The organism is Micromonospora echinofusca, assembly GCF_017614955.1.
Taxonomy (GTDB): domain Bacteria; phylum Actinomycetota; class Actinomycetes; order Mycobacteriales; family Micromonosporaceae; genus Micromonospora; species Micromonospora echinofusca_A.
This window is the reverse complement of sequence record NZ_WVUH01000141.1, coordinates 1-17,136: the sequence shown is the minus strand read 5'-3', so window position 1 is coordinate 17,136 and position 17,136 is coordinate 1. Positions and strand designations below refer to the sequence as shown.

Here is a 17,136-nt window from a genome sequence, read left to right as displayed (position 1 = left end):
GTCGTGGTGGTGTCCCGGACCGCTGGCGCGTCCGGCGGGGGTGGTCCGGGGACCGGTTGGTGGGTGTCCGGGACCGGCGGTCCGGCTCCGGCTGACGGTCCGGGCTCGGTCCGGACGGTCCGGACGGTCCGGGTGGTCCGGGTGGTCCGGGTGGTCCGGTCGGGTGGTGCGGGGTCGGCGCGGCCGAGGGCGATCTTCACCATCGCCAGGAAGCCCAGTGCCGGCAGCGCGGCGGCGATCCAGCCGACCACCGACGCCTCCGCCTCCACGACCTGCGCGGCGAGGGACAGGAACACCGCCACGGTCAGCACGGTCGCCGCGAACGCGACGCTCTTACCCAGGCGCCGGTTACGGCGAAGTTCCAAACCGGCGGCTATCGAGGTCAGCTCCAGGACGACCGAGTCGGCCCAGGCGATCCAACCCGGCTGACCGTGCGCGGCGGCGACGTCGTGGACGTGACGGAACGAGGCCGCACCCGCCGCGCCACCGATCAACAACATGATCAGCACCTGGACCCGGTTCTCCCACCGCTCCCGCCCCGACGGCCGATCAGCGGGAACCTCCGGGGTTGGCTGCTCAGGTGTCCCCAACGGCCCACCACCCGTCGTCAGCATGTTCGGGCCCAGCTGTCAGCCGCAGCGGGTGGGGCCGGTCCGGGCCCATGGCCGTCACCAGCCCCGATGCGGGGATGTTCATCGAGATCATGTCTCTGCTCCAAGGAACGGTCGTAAGGGTTCAACAGACGGTGGCGGGTTCCGGCGGGGCGTGCCTGCCAGTGCCCGGGCAGGCAAGATCCGCCGGCTCACGCCCCGGCCTAGCGAATCCCCCGTCATGCGTGCGGGGGCTGACGAAGAGTCACTGTGGACAAGTCAACGGACACGGCCAGACCCCACGCAGGGGCAGCCGACGCGGCGGCACCCACCGCCACCGGCAATCTCAGGCTGGGGTGAACTAGCGGAAACAGGGCAGACGGCCAGGCCGAGCCGACCAGGGATCAGGACCCACCACCCACAGCACCAGCGGTGACGCCAGCGGGGTGGTACGGCGGCTCAACTCGCCGACGGACGCTCCTTCATGTGGGTCCTCCCATCACTCGACGGCCCCGGACGCCGGCGCGAACGACAGCAGGCACCCCACCTTGGGGTGCCCTCGTCATCGCCGACCACGCCTACCAGCGGGCACGGGACCTGTAACCAGTACGCCCCGGGAACACTCACCACGTCAACCCGTAAATCGGGTCAGATCGATTAGGACGCCAGCCGGTACGACCGCCGCCAGTACGACAGAGTGCGACAGATTCCCCTCCAGTAGCCGCCAGTGCTACAGCGTCCACACGATCAGAGACAGAAAATTTAGTGCCTTTTCCAATATTTGGAAGAGGCTGTCTCATTATGCGATCAGGGCTCAACGAAGTTGATGGGGATCGGCTGACGTCGCCGGCTTGGGTCGGGTTGTCGCCGTGGTTTGCTTGTGGCGTAGGTCAAATGTGGTGTTTCGTTGCGTTGGTGGGTACGGCGGGCGTCAGGTCACGGCAAGGTCATGACGTCCGCCCGCGAGAAGACGATGTCGCTCATGTCGGTGATCGGGGCGGTCAGCCGTCGGGGAGCGATGGGGTGGCGTCGGGCGCCGGGGTAGCTGGCGGCGGTGTAGTCGTTGTCGAGGCTGTAGGCGTGGAAGCCGGCTGCAATGAGAGGGCCGGTGACATCTGTGGGGGTCAGCCCTTGCTTGGCGAGCAGTCGTGGGGTGACCTCGATGACGAGCTCGACCGAGGGGTGGAGTTGGTCGATCGATGGGGCGAGCCCTCGGATGACGGCGGCTTCGGCGCCTTCGGCGTCAATCTTGATTATGCGGGCCTGTGCGAGCTCGGTTGCGGTGGTGAGGTTGGGCAGAGGGCTGGCCTCTGCTTGGAACGCGGCGACGGCGGAGCCGCGTGGCTGTACCTGTGTGGTGTTGCCGAGGTTGGCCGTGCTCGGTGTGTAGAAGGTGATTCGGTCGGTGACGTCGGAGGCGGCGGCACGGACGATCCGGATGTTGTCGAGCCGGTTGGCGTGTGCGGCGGTCGCGAGGATTTGGGTGAAGTGTGGGGAGGGTTCGACGGCGACGACGCGGCCAGTCGGCCCGACGAGGCGAGCGGCGAGCAGGCTGTAGTAGCCGATGTTTGCGCCGACGTCGATGAAGGTGTCGCCGGGGGTGAGGCGTCGGCGTATCCAGGCGGTGAGGTGGGGTTCCCAGGTGCCGAACAGGTAGAGGTAGCGCTGGATGACGTCGGTGGTGGTGAGTTCCGGGAAGGTGATGCCATCGACGGTGCGTGCGGTGGCGGTGACCGGGTGGCGGGTCAGGTGGTCGTCGAGGCGTGCGGCGAGTGAGGCACCGCCGGGTCCGTGTCGGAGGTAGGCCCGGAGGGTGTTGACAACAAGACGCTGCGACATTGGCGCGGCTCCTGGAGTGTCGGGAGGGTGGCAGACTGTCACGTTGGTCGGGGTGAGTGGCGGTGAGGGAGGCCGGGTGAGCGAGCGGGTGCCGGTGGTGTTCTTCCTGGTGGGGCTGACTGGTTCGGGTAAGACGACGTACGCGAAGCGGGTGCTGGAGCCGGCGGGAGTGGTGCGGCTGTCGGTGGACGAGGAGGTCTTCGTCCGGCATGGCCGGTACGGGGTCGACTACCCGGAGTACGAGTACTTCGAGCGGGAGGCGCCGGTCGTGGCCGAGGTGCGGGACCGGCTGGTGAGGCTGGTGTCCGAGGGGCGTGACGTGGTGCTGGATCACGGGTTGTGGCGTCGGGCGGATCGGGACGGGTGGAAGAAGCTGGTGGAGACGGCCGGTGGTCGGTGGCGGCTGCTGTACTTCCCGGTCCCCCGAGAGGAGCTGCTTCGCCGCCTGACGGCCCGTAACCAGGAGGAACATGCCAACGCGTTGACGGTGACCGAGAGTGCGTTGGATGACTTCTACGCCCGGTTCGATGTGCCGGACGGTGAGGGTGAGGAGACGGTGCCGGTCGGTTCGTTCTGAGACGGTGGCCGCCAGGTGTCGATGATGTGGGCCGCTTCTTGTGCCCACCAGTCCGGCAGCGCGTCGAGGGTCACCGGGCGAAGCCGCAGAGCGGGCGAGTCGACGGCGATGTGGCCGCCGTGGCGGGCGAGGTGATCGAGCAGGCGCCGGGATTCCCGTAGCAACGCGGGACTGCTGCTGTGCCAACTGCCCTCCGCGAGGTGGGTGACGCGTTGTTGGAGGTAGGTGTCGACCCCGTGACGCCATTTGAAGTGGTGCACCACGACTGGTGGCCGGTTCGCCGGTCGGTGTCCGGGGGCGCGGTGGTTGCCGCTGGCGACTGGGACGGTGGAGTGCGCCAGGACGATCTTTCGTGGGTCGCCGCGAAGTAGGTAGTGGGTGAGGAACCCGCCGAGCGGGTAGGCACGGTCGAGGCCCTGTCGCGGGGTCCAGGGCAGGAGTTGGCCGTCTATGGCGATCCGGTCGAGCATCAGTCCACCGACCGTGCCGATGCCGGCGCTGGCCGCTTCGTTCAGGGTGTCGGTCAGGCCGTTCGGGTAGGTGTGGAACTCGTCGGCGTCGGCGAGCAGGTGCCAGCCGGGGCCGGCGAGGTCGCGTAGTTCGTCGCGGAGTCGGGTGTTGGTGTGCTCGTGCCAGGGGCCGACGGTGACCAGGGCGGGACTGATATCGAGAGCGCCGCAGGTGTCGAGAAGTTGGACGCGTTCGTCGGTGCCGAGGTGGTCGGGGAAGTGGAAGGCGAGCAAGAACTGCTGCACGCCGTGGGCGCGGTAGTGCCCGACGAACGTGGTGAGCAGGTCTGGTTCAACCGGCCCGATGACGGCGATCAGAGGCGGGATCGGCATTGTGTCGGGTCCTCTCGAGGTCGGTAGCCAAGTCGGTCCAGAACGCGAGCGTGGCCGCTGCGGTGGGCAGTCCGAGGTGGGCTGCCTCGCCCGGCGCTGGGCGAGGCAGCGGCCGGAGGGTCAAATCCGTGATGGCTGCGGCGAGGTCATCCGGGTCGGCGGTGCGGAACAGTCGCACCCACGGCCGGTTGCCGAGCAGGTCGGTGGTGGCCGGGTCATGGTCGGACACCAGCAGCGGTACGCCGAGGACCGCGCAGTCAGCGATCAGGCCACTCTCCTTGCCGACGCCGGCTCGACGGGCCACGATCGCGGCGTCGGCGGCGGCGTAGAGGCGGCGGACGTGCCAGCGAGGTGCCGCGCCGGAAAGCGCGTGTACCCGACCGTTCACGGCGGCGGCCAGGTCACGTAACACCACAGGGTCGACGGGATGCCCGGCGACGAGCAGGCAGACCGGACGGGTCAGCCGGGCCACGGCTGCCGCAACGGTGGGGATGTCCTTGTGGGGCCACCACCCGCCGACCAGGGCGAGCGCCGTGTCGTCGGGCTGGAGCCCGAAGTCCGCCCTGGCAGCGGCGCGCTCGGCGTCGATGAGGCGTGGTTCGGCATCCGAGAGCGCGAACGGCCGTACTCCAACCGGCAGCCGGGGAAACAGGTACGCCAGCCGTGCCCGGATCGCCTCGGTGGGACACACCACGCGGACCCGGTTGAGGTGGGCGGACGCGAGTCGGCCGATGAGTCGTAGAGCTCGGTCCTCGGTCGTGGGGACCTCGTGCACCACTCGGATGTGCGCGCTGCCGGACAGCGCGGCGGTGAGACCATGCAGAGCGCCGTTGGCCGACAGCACCACAACTACCGACCTGTCGGTCCGGACGCGACGAGTACCGGCCCGCAGCGCCGCTGCTTCGGCCAGACACCGGGCGAGAACGCCGATCTGGTGTGGCAGCCGGCGGTGCCGCGCCAGCCGGCCCGTAAGCCGGCCGACGCAACCAAGTAGCCGACTGGCCACCCATAACGAACGTTCGCTCGGCTCGCGGCCGACGCCTCCGACGACGCGTGCTCCCGCGCGGTGGAGAGCGGCGCGGGCGGTCGGCTCGATCCCGCCGAGGGCGACGACCGTGCAAGCGCGTCCCTCAGCGGCGCACTGCCTGGCTAGGCGGACAGCTGCCTGGAACCAGTGGCCACCCACCGAGCTGGCCGCCGGTTCGATGAGCACCAACGGGACGCCGGCGGTGTTCATCGGCTGGCGGCGTAGCGCTGCGCGAGCCACGCCGGGTCATTGAGGTTCTGCCACATGCCATCGTCGGGCGGGGTGTCGGCGGCGAACGCCACCCCGGCCCGCGCACCCCTGACTGCCTCCTCAGCGTACGGACCGGTGCCGGTGAGAGTCCACGTCTCCAGCCGAGCGTGTGCCTCGGTGCTGGTGGTGCCGTACTCGCAGCCTCGGGCGAGCATCGCGCACTCCCGGAAACCGGCCCGCCAGGCGTGCCAGGCCGACTGGTTGAACCGGGTCCGGCCTGCGACGGCCGGGGTGAACTCGATCCTTCCCGGTAGGCCGGCGAGGACGTCGACAACGTCGTCGCGGATGTCGCGCAGGGCTTGCCGGCGGCACAACTTGAGACCGCCGTGGCCGTAGACGAGACCGTTGACGGCGTTGACCGTGCGCCAGACCCGCATCGCCACGCCATCGTCGAGGGCGTCCACCTGTGAGGGGTTGAAGTCGGGTGCGACCTCGAAGTCAGCGTCGGCGATGAACAAGAAGTCGCTGTCGACCATCTCAGCGGTCAGTTGGTAGGCGCGGCGCATGCCGTGGACGCCGTGTAGCCGCTTCACCCGCCCGAACATGTCGCTGAGCCGGGCGTAAAGCGCATCGGCGAGCGGTTCGTCGTAGGAGAGGAACACCACGTCGAACGGCGAGGAGTACGTCATCGGGTGATCGCCTTCAAGTAGGCGGTGGCGACGACATCGGGGGCCAGGCCGGCGGTCGAGCGGAACGCCCGATCGGCGGCTGCCGCGGCGAAGGCGGAATCCGTCACGAGACGCCGCACGATCGCCACGGCCTCAGCAGGGGTATCGAAGGTCAACTCCGGATCGCCGATTTCGCCCAGCCAGCCCAACCGGCGAGTCAGCAGGGGCAAGCCCATGGATAGGCAGTCGACCACGGACATCGACCAGATCGTGCCCGGCCGAAAAGGGGCGAACGCGAAGGTGGCTCCGGCGAGCAGTTGCCGGTAGCGCTGACGCTCGATCGTGTCGGTGACGATCTCGACGTTGTCCAGAGCACCAAGCCGAGCCAAATAACGTTCCGGGCTATCGTCGAGCCGGATCCGGTCCGGTCGGCGCTGGCCGAGAAGGTCGGTGACCCGTAGCCGGGCGCGGACACCCGCATCGGCCATCTGCCGCGCCACCTCAAGGAACTGCCCGGTGCCGTAGTGCTCGTACAGGCGGTGGTTGTAGATGCCAACCGGCAGCCCTGGATCCGGGATCTCGTCCGCTCTGCGGACCAGGTTCGGGTCTGCTGGCGCCGGCACGATCCGAACGCGGTCGCCGAGTTCCAGACCGAGCCGGCCTGCGGTCTCGGTTACCCATCTCTCGGCGGTGATCGAATGAACCATCACCCGGTCGCAGGCCATAAGCCCGGCGAAGAACGACAACAACACCGGGTGCCCGAGACCGGCGTCGTTCAACGACGGGTCCAAGCGCAGTGCGCCTGCCGGGTCGAGATGGAACGGCAGGTAGTGGCAGTAGCCGGCCAAAAGCGCGTCGGTACCGGCCTCCAACATCGCCGCCCGTACCCCGGGCGCGGCCTCGATCTGGTTGGCAACCACGACCTCTGGGCGGACGTGACGCAGCAACGCGGCGCACGCGTCGACATCGAACGCGAACCGCGCCCGGTACTTCGTCGCAGGCGCGGACACTTCGACGTGACCAGCCCGATCGTCGGATACGCCCACAGGTCCGGCGACCGTGAACCGAACGCCCCGGTCGAGTAATGCCGGCGCGAGAATGTCAGCGAACAGCAATCCCGAGTCAGCCGACAGCCGTCCCGGATTGGTCACGTTGAGCAGATACAACAGCGACAGCCCCGCCGCCGGTGCCTCGACCGGGATAACCCGTTCTCCCGGCAACTCACGTGCCGATACGCCCACCCCCGTCTTGTAGTCGTGACGATGCAGCTGGGCGAGCGTCGTTGGGCCAGGCATCAAGTTCTCCTTAAAGGGGTAGCGGAATCGAACAACTAACCCGACGACCGGTTTGTGTTCCACGAACCGCTATCGGGCCGCGTGATACATCGGTAGCCGCGCAAGCGAGATCAATCCGGCACCTACCGACCGAGGTCCGGACCGGGATGGCGAGGAGGACCGGCCATCGACACGGCAGGTGCGGGAGGCGCACGGCGATCAGACCAACCGGGGCCGCCGAGTCAGCCTGTGCCGGTCCGGCCTTCACGAACGCGCTTCGGCGTCTTTTTATAGGACTGCCACGGGGGCGCCGGTGTCACCTCAACCGCCTGCCGCACTCCGAACGCTGTTGTCGCTGTCATCGGCTTTCCCTTCCTTCGTGAGGGGATACGATTATGGAAAGCGTGTCGTATCGCCTGGCTGCGATACTTGCCGGTCAATCACGCGCTCTGCTGCAAAGCTTTGGGCTTTCCAGCGCCGAACCCCAAACATCATCTGCAGCCGCCATGGCCGGCCGTCCTTTTTTGCACTGAAGCGTGCTATCGCCGGTCATCACTGCTCTCGCTCGTAGAGGAAACCCTCGGCGTCCAACGCCGCACCGCGCCCGCCGACCGCGAAGCCGAACGGTTCCGACTGTGTCCGCCCGTGGATCTGCTCCGTCGCCGGAGCGGGATCGGGGTGCTGAGTCTGACCGGCTACCGGTCCAGTAGGCGCGGGGAGGCCGCGCCGGGCGTCATGCCAGCGGAGGTCTTCCCCGGCTGCCGCGATGACGGAGGCCGCGAATGTCCGAACCGGACACGGCGCCGACCTTCCACACCTCGCGCACGCCTCGGCCGGGGTGCCATGGTGGCCCTGGTACAACGCCACGGCTGTCGCATGGGTCAGGGTGCCGCGCAGCGTGGGAATCGGTCGGTGCATCACGGCCACCTCTCTCGTCTCGGCCGTTGAGGGGTGTCAGGACGATGGGCGTGTCCGGCCCGCTTCATGAATCGGGGTGACGGGGGATCTGCCCGCCGCTTCCCGGCCGCCGAGCGCGCGAGGCGTGGTGTCGTCAGGAAAGTCGAGGAGCAGCCGGAACCGGGCCTTGGAGTCGGTGTCGGCGAGCGTGAGGGCCTGGTCCAACACCGACTGCTCCGCGAGCGCGGGGGTGGTCCGGTGCTCCCAGCCGGAGACGGCCGCCGTGGCCACGCCGAGGTGCTCGGCGAACGCCCGCACACTCATCCGTAGCGCTTCGCGCAACGCGCGGACCTCCCGCCCGGTCCACCGGCCGACGACCGCCGGCCCGCACCCACACGCAACCGGAGACGCCGCACTGCCTGCGGTCAGCGGGGACGGTGGCACTGCGGCTTGCTGGCGTTGCTGGTCACGCGCTTGCTCTCTCTGTGCGTGGAAGTCCCGCACGAGCGCGTGGACCTGGTCGGACATGGCCAGCAGGGCTCCGTGTGCGCCGAGGGCGGCATCGGCGTTGTGCCAGAAGAAGCGGGTGGTGTTGTCCCGGCCAACCTCGACGTTGGCGATCTGGCTTCGGGAGTAGTGGATCAGCTTGGCAAGATCGACCTGTCTCAGCCCGGCGTTGGTGCGCCACTGGGCCAGGCGCCGGCCGAGGTCTTTGCGGGCGTTGGCCACCTGACCAGGGGTGATCTCACCTGCCGCGCCGGGGCGGTGCGCGGCAGGAGGCACCTGTCGTGCCGTCCTTCTCGGTCGTGAGGGCTGCGTACGGATCATCGCTGCTGCCGCCTCTGGGCGATCGGGTACACCCGTGCTCCGCCGACGACCATCGGCCCAGTGACCACGGGCGGGGCGAGGCTGGCGGGATCGGCACCGCCGGGATCAATCAGCACCCGGACCGGCCCGGCCACGACCGCGACGCGGTCCGCCGGCCCGGCTTCGTGGCAGACCACCGTGACCGCCGCGTCCCCGTTAACGCTCACCTGCACCGACGCCGCCTCGGCGGACGCGCCCGGCCCGCCGTTCGCCACCCCTGGCATGGCCGTCGGGCGAAGGGCGGCGGCTGGCGGTGTTGCCGTGTGGAGGTCAGGCAACGCAGCCTGGGACAGTACCGCAGGTGGGGGTGGCTCGACCGGTGCGACGTCGGGATCGTTGGCGTGTCCCCGGATGATGAAGAAGCCGAGCTCGGCGTCCTTGGCCTTGCCCAGCACCGCGCGCAACGCCGTGCGGTAGTGCACGGACGGCCATCGAGTCTGGCCGCGCTCCAGAGTACCGACGTAGCCGGCATAGATGGCGAACCTTCGCCCCACGTGCTCGTACAGGTAGGAGTTGACCGCCTCGGCCAACTCCTGACGCGACAGCGGCCGACCTGAGCCCGAAGGAGACCGCAGCGCCAGCCGCGCCGCCCGTAGCAGCTCGTTCGGTCCCGGTTGATAGGCCATGAGGCAAGTTCCGTTCCTTAATCCGTCGTTGAGGCAAGAGCAGCGAAGAGGCGGCGGGTAGGTGGACGCACCAGGCGAGCGTGCGAACCAGAGCCGCAGCCCCGACCCGCCCGGAGAACATCGGCGCACCAGACGCAGCCCAGCGAGTCGGACAGAGATCAATCGATGCTCGATATTGTCGCCACGCGACTTGCAGCCCTCCACCCACCGCCATCCGCAGTAGGAGGGCTCGTCATCAACGTGGATGCCCCGGAAGTCGAACGCGCTCGCCCCGCCGAACGGGACGCCGACCGCCGCGCAATTGCACACCACGTCCCCGGCGCGCGGGCCACTTCGGCGCTCGGCCGCCTTCACGGTCGGCACGTCAGCTCCCCGTCCGCGTCGACAACCAACCGAAGTCATCCTGCTTGGCACCCATCAGCTCCGGCTGTGTCGCACCAGGCCGCCGCCGAGGCAACCGCGCCGACAGCAGGAACACCTTCGCCGCCGCTTCGCATACTGCGCACGGGCCGAGCACCTTGCACTCCATACACAGCCCGTCTCCGCTGGACGCCGCGTGCTGGTCCAACATCGCCTGCGCTTGATCAATCTGCTGACCGCCGTGGTAGGTCGTCGTCATGTCACCTGCCCTTGCGCTCAAATGGGTCGGACACACCGCGCGGCCCCCGCGTGGGAGCCTCACGAGCGGCAACACGCGGCATGCCCGACCTGATTCACCCGCCACCACGGAGCCATCCGTCACGTAGAAGCGGGGAGCCACATGCCCTTCCCAGTGCTGGCCACGCGGCCAAGACGCGTGCGCGTCGCCCGCCACCACATCGACGGGTGACCGGTCATGCTGGTGTTGGTCACTGCGAAGCACTCGGACCCTGCCGAACGCACACCGCGCCGGCTCGTACGGCGGCATGACGTGTGGCCGTTGTCCAAGCTGCGTACCATCCGGCCGCAGTTGGAGCGCACGCGACTGACGGTCGGGTCCTGAGCTTGGGCCGGGCAGCGCGGATTCCCAGGAGTCACGCGATGCCGCTGCGCCGAAGATCAAACCAATCACCCCCACCTCGTCAGTGCGACACGGCCGACTCGGACCGGCCCCGCCCGCGTAGCTGCGCTACCGGCGAGTCGCGCCCCTGCCATGCTTCGCCTATCCTGCGCTTGCCTGTACTGAGAATGCAAGACTTGCGTTCGCATGAAAGCAGTTCGTGCGCCCTGGCTTGATAGTGCGTTTGCAAGACCGGCAGACTTCAGGGAGACCGGAGCAAAGGGGAGGGGACTTGCCAACACGTCGTCAGCCACCGACCGTTCGGCTTCGACGCTTGGCCGGCGAGCTGCGCAGCCTCCGCCAACTTGCCGGCCTGACCCGCGAGGACGCGGCTGAGCAGACGAACATCAACAGCGCCACGCTGTACCGCATCGAGACGGCCAAGGCTCGCCCGCAGCGGCGCACGCTGCTGACGTTGCTGGACAAGTACGGGGTCACTGAGCCCGCGCGCCGCGCCGCGTTGGTTGAGTTGTCCAAGCAGGCAACCCAACTGGGGTGGTTGCAGGCGTATGAGTCCGAGTTGCCCGAGGAGTACACGACGTACATCAGCTTCGAGAGCGAGGCGCGCAGCGTCCGCAACTACGAGTCGTTGTTCGTGCCAGGCTTGCTCCAAACGGAGGGCTACACCCGCGCCGTGGTCGCGGCCAGCCTGCCGTACGCCAGTGACGACGAGATCCAACAGCGCGTTGAGACCCGCATCCAGCGGCAGACGTCCATCACGAAGGATGACCCACTCAAGCTGTGGGTCATCGTCGACGAGGCCGTGCTTCACCGTGAGGTTGGCGGCGCGGAGGTGATGGTTGACCAGCTACGGCACCTGCTTGACATGACCGAGCGGCCGCACATCACGTTCCAGGTGCTGCCCTACAAGGTCGGCGCACACCCGGGTATGCATGGCGCGTTTGCCGTGATGGACTTCCCGGACGCAGCCGACCCCGAACTTGTCTACATCGAGAACATGGCTGGCGCGCTCTACCTGGAGAAGGAGGCTGACATCCGGCGGTACGCCGAAATGTTCGACCAGCTCCGAGCGGCTGCCCTGAACGTGGCCGACTCGCGGAGGCTCGTCGGCCGCTTGATCGACATAGACTGAGTGTAAGGGAGGTGGAAAGGTGAACGCTCTAGATTTGGGTGCCGTGACGTGGCGCACGAGCACCCGTAGCGGCGCAAATGGTAACTGCGTGGAAGTCGCCCAGCTCACCAATGCTGTTGCACTGCGTGACAGCAAGGACCCGTCGGGGCCAGCGTTGGTGTTCATGCCCAGAGAGTGGGCGGCTTTCATCGAGGGAGCCAAGGATGGGGAGTTCGATCGAGGCTGACCAACCCGCCAGGAAGGGCACCCGATCTTCGGACGGGTGCCCTTCGCGTTAACGTGTGAGGGGTGACCCGAACCGGGCCCCCCTTCGGTATCGATGTCGTGATCAAGAGCTACGCCACCCCTGGTAGTGGCTCCAGCTCTTGCGGACGGGACCGGACGGCGCTCGGTCCGATTCAGTCACGTCCTCCTTGAGGATCATGAGTAAGAGCGAGGCATGTTCGTTGGATATGCCGTGTCCGTCGTGCATCGCGTCGGCCAACCTGTCCGGTGACCAGGGTGCGTCCATGACCGCGAGTGCCGCGCGAGCCGTCCGCGCGGCCGGGAGCAAGTGCGCCACGGTGAGCGCGTCTTCTGGCGTGGATTCGGAGGCCGGGCCGCTTGACCGCCCCGATGTGGGCTCGGCGGTCTGGCTTGTTTCGCCGGTCGCGGACGGGGGCAGGGAGTCCGGTGCGCGCGTCCGTTGTCGGCCCGGACGACGGTCCGCTGTCCGGGCGGTCTGTGGGACCGTCCCGGGGGCCAGCGGACGATCAGCGGCCGTCCGTTGATCGTTTTCGCCGTGGTCGATCATGCCGAACAGCAGCTTGACCGCAACGAGCATGGACAGCGCCGGCCACCCGGCCAACGCCTCGCCGATGGGATCGTCGCCGCCCACGGCGACATTCGCGGCGAGGCTGGCCAGCGTGCCAAATGGCTGTCAGTAGTACGTCGGCTGCCGCTCTTCCGGGTCCGCATGCACCACGTCGAGGTTCCTGTCCGCGACGAGGCGGTCGACAACCCCACGGTCGGCTCCGATGCCGGCCCAATGAGGGTCGACGTCGCTGGCGAAACACCACGCATGATCCGCCGGCCAGACGAATGCCGGCGCTGAGTAAACTTCGGAGTCGAACAAGTCGCTCCACCCCATCAAGTCGTCCAGGGTACCGGTGAACAGGACGTATCGCCGGTGCGGAAGGTCCAGCATGGGTCCGCCAGTCAGTGCAGGATTCCGGAACGTCGCGCCACCCTCCCACACGCAGACATAGCAGTCGCGCGTGGAGGAGCTGTAGTCGGCGAGGGCCTCCAACGCTGTTCGGGCCATGTCGATCTCAGTGGATCGGCGAGATGGCAGCCGCACGTCCGACTCGCGCATATTCGGAAGGACCGGATCGGGCAGGTAGCGAAGGCGTGCGTACGCGGGGAACGAGGCTGGCCCGAACGTGATCAACCGCGTCGGGCCGACATCGGTCGCATACAGCCACGCCGCAGCAGAGAGCTCGTCAGTGGGCTGCAGTGTCATCGTCGGAATAATAGACCGCTAGTTGTAGTGGCCATGAGCGTCTTTGACCGCGTGTCGGCTTGATTCATGGAGAGACCCCCGGCGAGGTGTATGAGAGGTGCTGACGCCCATACCTACCGGAGGCCTCTATGGCCCACCGTAAACGCTACGGCTAGTTCACTACGCAGTAGACCTCGGCCTGCCTGTAGGGCTGGTTGCTGTCGTCGATCTCGCCGATGACGTCGACGTCCTCGTGATTGCGCCAGGAGATGAGTTGGCTGGTCGAGTGACAGACATGCCGAGCGTTGGACCTGTTCCCAGCCCCGCCGCCGGCCGTCACCGTCATCGTGCTCGAACACGACTTCCGCCGCCAGGTGCCGTCGGTGTACCACTCGTACAAGCAGTTGTAGACGTTAGCCGTGTTGTTGGTGCACGTTCCCTTGACGTAGGTTCCATGACCCGAGACGTCAGGCGCCGTGTAGTGCGGATTGTCAGCTCCGTTGCCCGGTGTGCAGCCAAGGAGCAGGGCACTGCCTGCTACCAGGTCGGCGTCCTGCCCCCGCATCGACAGGACGTTGCCCTCCTCGTCGAGGTACGTGCCCCCCGCACCGGCGGGCGCCAGCCCTGGCCGAGCCGCGGCCCGCGACGGGTCCGATGCCGGTGGAGAGGCTACGGCGCTCGCTCCGGTCGACAGCAAGGCGACGGCCAGGGCGATAGCCAAGCTCGATGCACGCATACTCCTGATCAAGGTCATTCCTCCCGTGGTGACAATGACGTGACGAGCACCGAAAGTAACGTGAGAAGCACTTTGAGTCAATCGGTCAAAGTATCTGAAGATAGAGAATTCTGAATGTCTCGCTCAAGTTGTCTTGATCAGCCTTTTCCTTCTGCGGTCGGCTTCGACGTGGTGTAGGACGAGGATGGCTTGCACGATCGCGGTGGCGCGGCGTGGGCAGCAGCGCAGCTTGGTCAGGATTTTCCAGGTCTTGAGCGTGACGATGGCTCTTTCGCCGCAGGCGCGGATCTTCGCGTGGATCTGGTGGATCGCCTTCTGCCGGCGTGACAGCCTCGGTCGGCAGCGGCGTCGCTTGAACGGGGTGCGCACGCTGCCGCGGGCGCCCTGGTAGCCCTTGTCCGCGAAGGTCATCACGTCGGCGCTGGTCAAGGCGTCGATGATGCCTCGGGTGCGGGCGGCGGTCAGGCCACGTGTCGAACCGGGCAGCGCGGCCGAGGCCCAGACGACACGCCCAACCGCGTCCGCGACGACCTGCACGTTCACGCCGTGGCGTTCTTGCTTACCGGAGTAGCACGGCCTCTGGTCGGCGACCCGGTCGATCGGGATCAGCGTGCCGTCCAGGATCGCATAGGCCAGGTACCGGATGCGCTGCATTGTAGTGTGCAGGTCGTCGGCGGCAGCGCTCAGCAGGGCAATCGCTTCTTGAAGAGCCCACGCGGTCGCGATCCCGATCTGGAAGCCGGCGGCGAGGCGGGTGTAGGTGTCGCCGTTGCGCACGTGGGTCAGGGCGAGCAGTGCCTGGCGGCCCGGGGGCAGGCGCCTCCACCGGGAGTTGCGCTGCTGGCGGTGGCTGCGGATTCGTTCGGCGAGGTGGTTCAGGGTCCGGTTGGACAACGGAATCGTGGCAGGGTAGGACAGCATGGCGAGGCTCCCGGTCGGGGCATCGGGTTGTGGTGGATTTGCTGTCCTACCTGGAGCCTCGCCCTCATCGATCAACGCCCCTCCCGACCGCGCCGACCTGCAAGATCAGGTTCGAAAAGGCTCACTGTAGTTCGACCGGACAGAGCTTGAGGTCACAATGATCAACTGGCAAGACATCCAGAACCCCACATTCGTCGAGCGAGTCGCGAAGGCTGCGCTGAAGCGTCAGCACCCTGCTGCCCGCGGGATCGATGGCTCGGGCGGCGATGGGGGTCGTGACTGCATATGGGATTCGCCAGACGGTCTGGTCATCTTCGAGATCAAGTCGTTTACTGCCAGGCTGAGCACCAAGCAGAAACGCAACATCGAGAAATCGCTGCTCAAGGCGCTCCAGCATAATCCGATCCGGTGGGAACTTGTCGCGCCGTTGGACCCCTGCCCGACCGAGGAGACGTGGTTCACCGGTCTAAAGAAGGCGCATCCGGGCGTTGAATTGGTGTGGAACGGCCGCGACTGGTTCGACTCGCAGATGGCGATGCATCCCGATCTTCGCGAGTATCTCGAAGGCGTCGACTCCCGGCTGCTCGCGCGTGCCCGCACAATGAAGCTTGAGAAGGAGGTCCTTGCAGGCGGGCTTCCGGATCTCGGCGGCCGGCTGGCCGACTTGACCAGAATTGCTGCCGAGCGTTTTCCGGGGCATCAGGTGAGCTTCGCATCGGGGCCGGACGGGCTGACAGTCACCGCCTCGAGTAATGAGATCGAACTGGCCTCCGAACAAGCGCTCGATCTCGACACGATCTTCTACTTCCCCGATGATGATGCCGACGCGCAGTCCGTCAGGACACAGTTGGAAGAGTTCCGTGACTACGGGGGTCAGGTCCTCGTCCCCAACCATTACGTCAACCGCGACGATCCTCGCTGGGTCGACTACGAGCGGTTCTGGGGCCAGGTCGGGGCTGGGTCCGACGCGCTGGAGCTACGGTCTGTTCCCGACAGCACCGAGATGCCGCTCCCAGTCCAACTGATCTTGCATGGTCCAGAGGAAGTTCCGAAGGCGCGGCTCGACATGAGGCTGACCCACCGTGTCCAGGGCCTACGCGGAGGCATCGTCATGGGGAGCGATCTCATGGAAGTCCTTCACTTGGAGATGCAGCGGGACTTGGCGACCCCGACCCGGTCAGGCGTGCTGCGCCTTGAACTCAACGCGCTGGCTGGCAAGTGGTCCTACACAGCTAAGGCCGTCGCGGAGTTCATCGCGCAGTCGACACCCGAGGACACGCTCACCGTCAACTTCGGTCCCACTGCGTACGCGTCTGCGCCTGTCGGGGAAGCCTTCAACGACATGCGGGAAGTCGCGCAGCTCATCGTGGCACTCAACATCATCCAGCAGCACACCAACGTGCATTTCGCGGTCCCTGCCGAACTCACGGACGCAGACCTCCAGATGGCGAGCGCCGTGGCCCAACTGCTAGAACTCGGCGAGGCGGTGCTGGTGGAGCGCACCTACTGGGTCGGCGTAAAACCTAACCACGTAGCCGATTTTCTCGCTGACATCTCGACACGGATGACCGACGACAAACTGGCGATCTATGCCATACGCCCAGAACAGTCGTTCGAGGTGCTAGGCCAGCATGTCGAGGTCGGCCGGACAAGCATCTACGGCGGAAAGGTTCGCCTGGTTAACCGTCGAGAGCTAGAAGCATATCGAGCGGGCGACCCCGCGCCCCGCGCAGAGTTTACGTGCCTGCCCGGCGAGCACCTCGTGGGCCGACGGCATGATGGTGAGGGCGGCTTGGAGGTCAGGGCGCTCGAAATGCGCAAATAGCCAACCGCTTAACCTCAGATTGCCGAGGCGCGCTCGGCGGGGCTGCGCTCAACGCAGAACTCGTTGCCTTCAGGATCGGCGAGCACAACCCAGCCGGTACCGTCCGGCTTACGATGGTCGCCGACCAGGGTCGCCCCGAGCCCTACCAACCGCTCAACCTCCACGTCACGGGTCTGGTCAGTCGGCATCAAGTCCAAGTGGAAACGGTGATGACCGGTTCTTGGTTCACCGATTTTCCCCTCGGGTACCTGGATGAAGAGCACGTCGGTGCCGGCGCCGTCGGGCGCGAGCAGGATGACCTCCGGGTCTCCCGGGTGGTCGTCGTCGCCGAGCCGCCGGTCGAGCACCGCCGACCACCAACGGGCCAGGGTGTACGGGTCGGCGCAGTCGACGGTGATGGTTCTGATGTGCGAAGTCACGGTACTGCTCCCAGGGGGATACGGGCGCCCGTGGGTTACCGGTGTCAGCGGGGACCGGAACGGGGCGCGCGACTGTTCGGATGGGACATCACCGCACCTCCCTCCGGCCGTCGGGCTGACCGGAGGATTCTCGCTGCGGTGAACGGGACGGGCAAGCGGATTCTTACCGGCCGGTGCGGGCGGGTGCCGGCGGGGCGGACCGGTGC

At 67.2% G+C, this 17,136-nt stretch carries 18 protein-coding genes; 4 read left to right on the top strand and 14 right to left on the bottom strand.

The features are described from left to right. A partial coding sequence (locus GSF22_RS17270) for a DUF2637 domain-containing protein (RefSeq protein ID WP_208814625.1) occupies positions 1–500 on the bottom strand: 500 nt, incomplete at its 3' end. Between the two features lie 1,026 nt (positions 501–1,526). Next, a complete protein-coding gene (locus GSF22_RS17265) occupies positions 1,527–2,429 on the bottom strand; it encodes an FkbM family methyltransferase (protein ID WP_208814623.1) in 903 nt (300 codons plus the stop codon). 76 nt (positions 2,430–2,505) lie between these two features. Between GSF22_RS17265 and GSF22_RS17260 the strand changes: the two genes are divergently transcribed. Continuing rightward, positions 2,506–3,006 carry an AAA family ATPase gene (locus tag GSF22_RS17260; RefSeq protein WP_208814622.1) on the top strand — a complete coding sequence of 167 codons (501 nt, stop codon included), beginning with the start codon at positions 2,506–2,508 and terminating at the stop codon, positions 3,004–3,006. On the opposite strand, the gene GSF22_RS17255 is transcribed toward GSF22_RS17260, so the two are convergent. The 7 genes from GSF22_RS17255 to GSF22_RS17225 all read right to left on the bottom strand — a co-directional run bounded on the left by GSF22_RS17255 (position 2,943) and on the right by GSF22_RS17225 (position 10,036). Continuing rightward, a complete protein-coding gene (locus GSF22_RS17255; RefSeq protein WP_208814620.1) occupies positions 2,943–3,848 on the bottom strand; it encodes a glycosyltransferase family 2 protein in 906 nt (301 codons plus the stop codon). The genes GSF22_RS17260 and GSF22_RS17255 overlap by 64 nt on opposite strands. Further along, positions 3,808–5,085 (bottom strand): glycosyltransferase, encoded by a 1,278-nt coding sequence (locus GSF22_RS17250; RefSeq protein WP_208814618.1) that lies wholly within the window; start codon positions 5,083–5,085, stop codon positions 3,808–3,810. Before GSF22_RS17250 ends, GSF22_RS17255 begins: the two co-directional genes overlap by 41 nt. Then, positions 5,082–5,774 carry a hypothetical protein gene (locus GSF22_RS17245; RefSeq protein ID WP_208814616.1) on the bottom strand — a complete coding sequence of 231 codons (693 nt, stop codon included), beginning with the start codon at positions 5,772–5,774 and terminating at the stop codon, positions 5,082–5,084. Before GSF22_RS17245 ends, GSF22_RS17250 begins: the two co-directional genes overlap by 4 nt. Continuing rightward, positions 5,771–7,048: a hypothetical protein gene (locus tag GSF22_RS17240; RefSeq protein ID WP_208814615.1), complete on the bottom strand. Its 1,278-nt coding sequence runs from the start codon at positions 7,046–7,048 to the stop codon at positions 5,771–5,773. The genes GSF22_RS17245 and GSF22_RS17240 overlap by 4 nt, the downstream gene beginning before the upstream one ends. 933 nt (positions 7,049–7,981) lie before the next feature. Further along, positions 7,982–8,653 carry a helix-turn-helix domain-containing protein gene (locus GSF22_RS17235; RefSeq protein ID WP_307804064.1) on the bottom strand — a complete coding sequence of 224 codons (672 nt, stop codon included), beginning with the start codon at positions 8,651–8,653 and terminating at the stop codon, positions 7,982–7,984. A 95-nt stretch (positions 8,654–8,748) separates the two neighbouring features. Beyond that, positions 8,749–9,780 (bottom strand): hypothetical protein, encoded by a 1,032-nt coding sequence (locus GSF22_RS17230; protein WP_208814611.1) that lies wholly within the window; start codon positions 9,778–9,780, stop codon positions 8,749–8,751. 1 nt (position 9,781) lies between these two features. After that, on the bottom strand, positions 9,782–10,036 hold the full coding sequence (locus GSF22_RS17225; protein WP_208814609.1) for a hypothetical protein: 255 nt from the start codon (positions 10,034–10,036) through the stop codon (positions 9,782–9,784). Between the two features lie 694 nt (positions 10,037–10,730). On the opposite strand from GSF22_RS17225, the gene GSF22_RS17220 reads away from it, so the two are divergent. After that, positions 10,731–11,549, top strand: a complete 819-nt coding sequence (locus GSF22_RS17220) for a helix-turn-helix domain-containing protein (protein ID WP_244367577.1) — start codon at positions 10,731–10,733, stop codon at positions 11,547–11,549. 19 nt (positions 11,550–11,568) lie between these two features. After that, positions 11,569–11,775, top strand: coding sequence for a DUF397 domain-containing protein (locus tag GSF22_RS17215; RefSeq protein WP_208814606.1), 207 nt, complete (start codon positions 11,569–11,571; stop codon positions 11,773–11,775). Positions 11,776–11,877: 102 nt separating this feature from the next. On the opposite strand, the gene GSF22_RS17210 is transcribed toward GSF22_RS17215, so the two are convergent. From GSF22_RS17210 to GSF22_RS17195, 4 genes are all read right to left on the bottom strand, one after another. Next, the gene (locus GSF22_RS17210; protein ID WP_208814605.1) at positions 11,878–12,426 is read right to left on the bottom strand and encodes a hypothetical protein; all 549 of its coding nucleotides are present in this window, start codon (positions 12,424–12,426) and stop codon (positions 11,878–11,880) included. 42 nt (positions 12,427–12,468) lie between these two features. After that, positions 12,469–13,050: a hypothetical protein gene (locus GSF22_RS17205; protein WP_208814604.1), complete on the bottom strand. Its 582-nt coding sequence runs from the start codon at positions 13,048–13,050 to the stop codon at positions 12,469–12,471. A gap of 151 nt (positions 13,051–13,201) precedes the next feature. Then, positions 13,202–13,783: a hypothetical protein gene (locus tag GSF22_RS34830; protein WP_244367576.1), complete on the bottom strand. Its 582-nt coding sequence runs from the start codon at positions 13,781–13,783 to the stop codon at positions 13,202–13,204. 105 nt (positions 13,784–13,888) lie between these two features. Beyond that, entirely contained in the window at positions 13,889–14,686 is a 798-nt protein-coding gene (locus GSF22_RS17195) for a transposase family protein (protein ID WP_208814603.1), read from the bottom strand. 157 nt (positions 14,687–14,843) lie between these two features. On the opposite strand from GSF22_RS17195, the gene GSF22_RS17190 reads away from it, so the two are divergent. Then, complete coding sequence (locus GSF22_RS17190; protein ID WP_208814602.1) at positions 14,844–16,511, top strand: hypothetical protein; 1,668 nt, start codon at positions 14,844–14,846, stop codon at positions 16,509–16,511. Between the two features lie 14 nt (positions 16,512–16,525). Here GSF22_RS17190 and GSF22_RS17185 read toward each other — a convergent pair whose 3' ends face one another. Further along, entirely contained in the window at positions 16,526–16,930 is a 405-nt protein-coding gene (locus tag GSF22_RS17185) for a VOC family protein (RefSeq protein ID WP_208814601.1), read from the bottom strand. Positions 16,931–17,136: the final 206 nt, after the last annotated feature.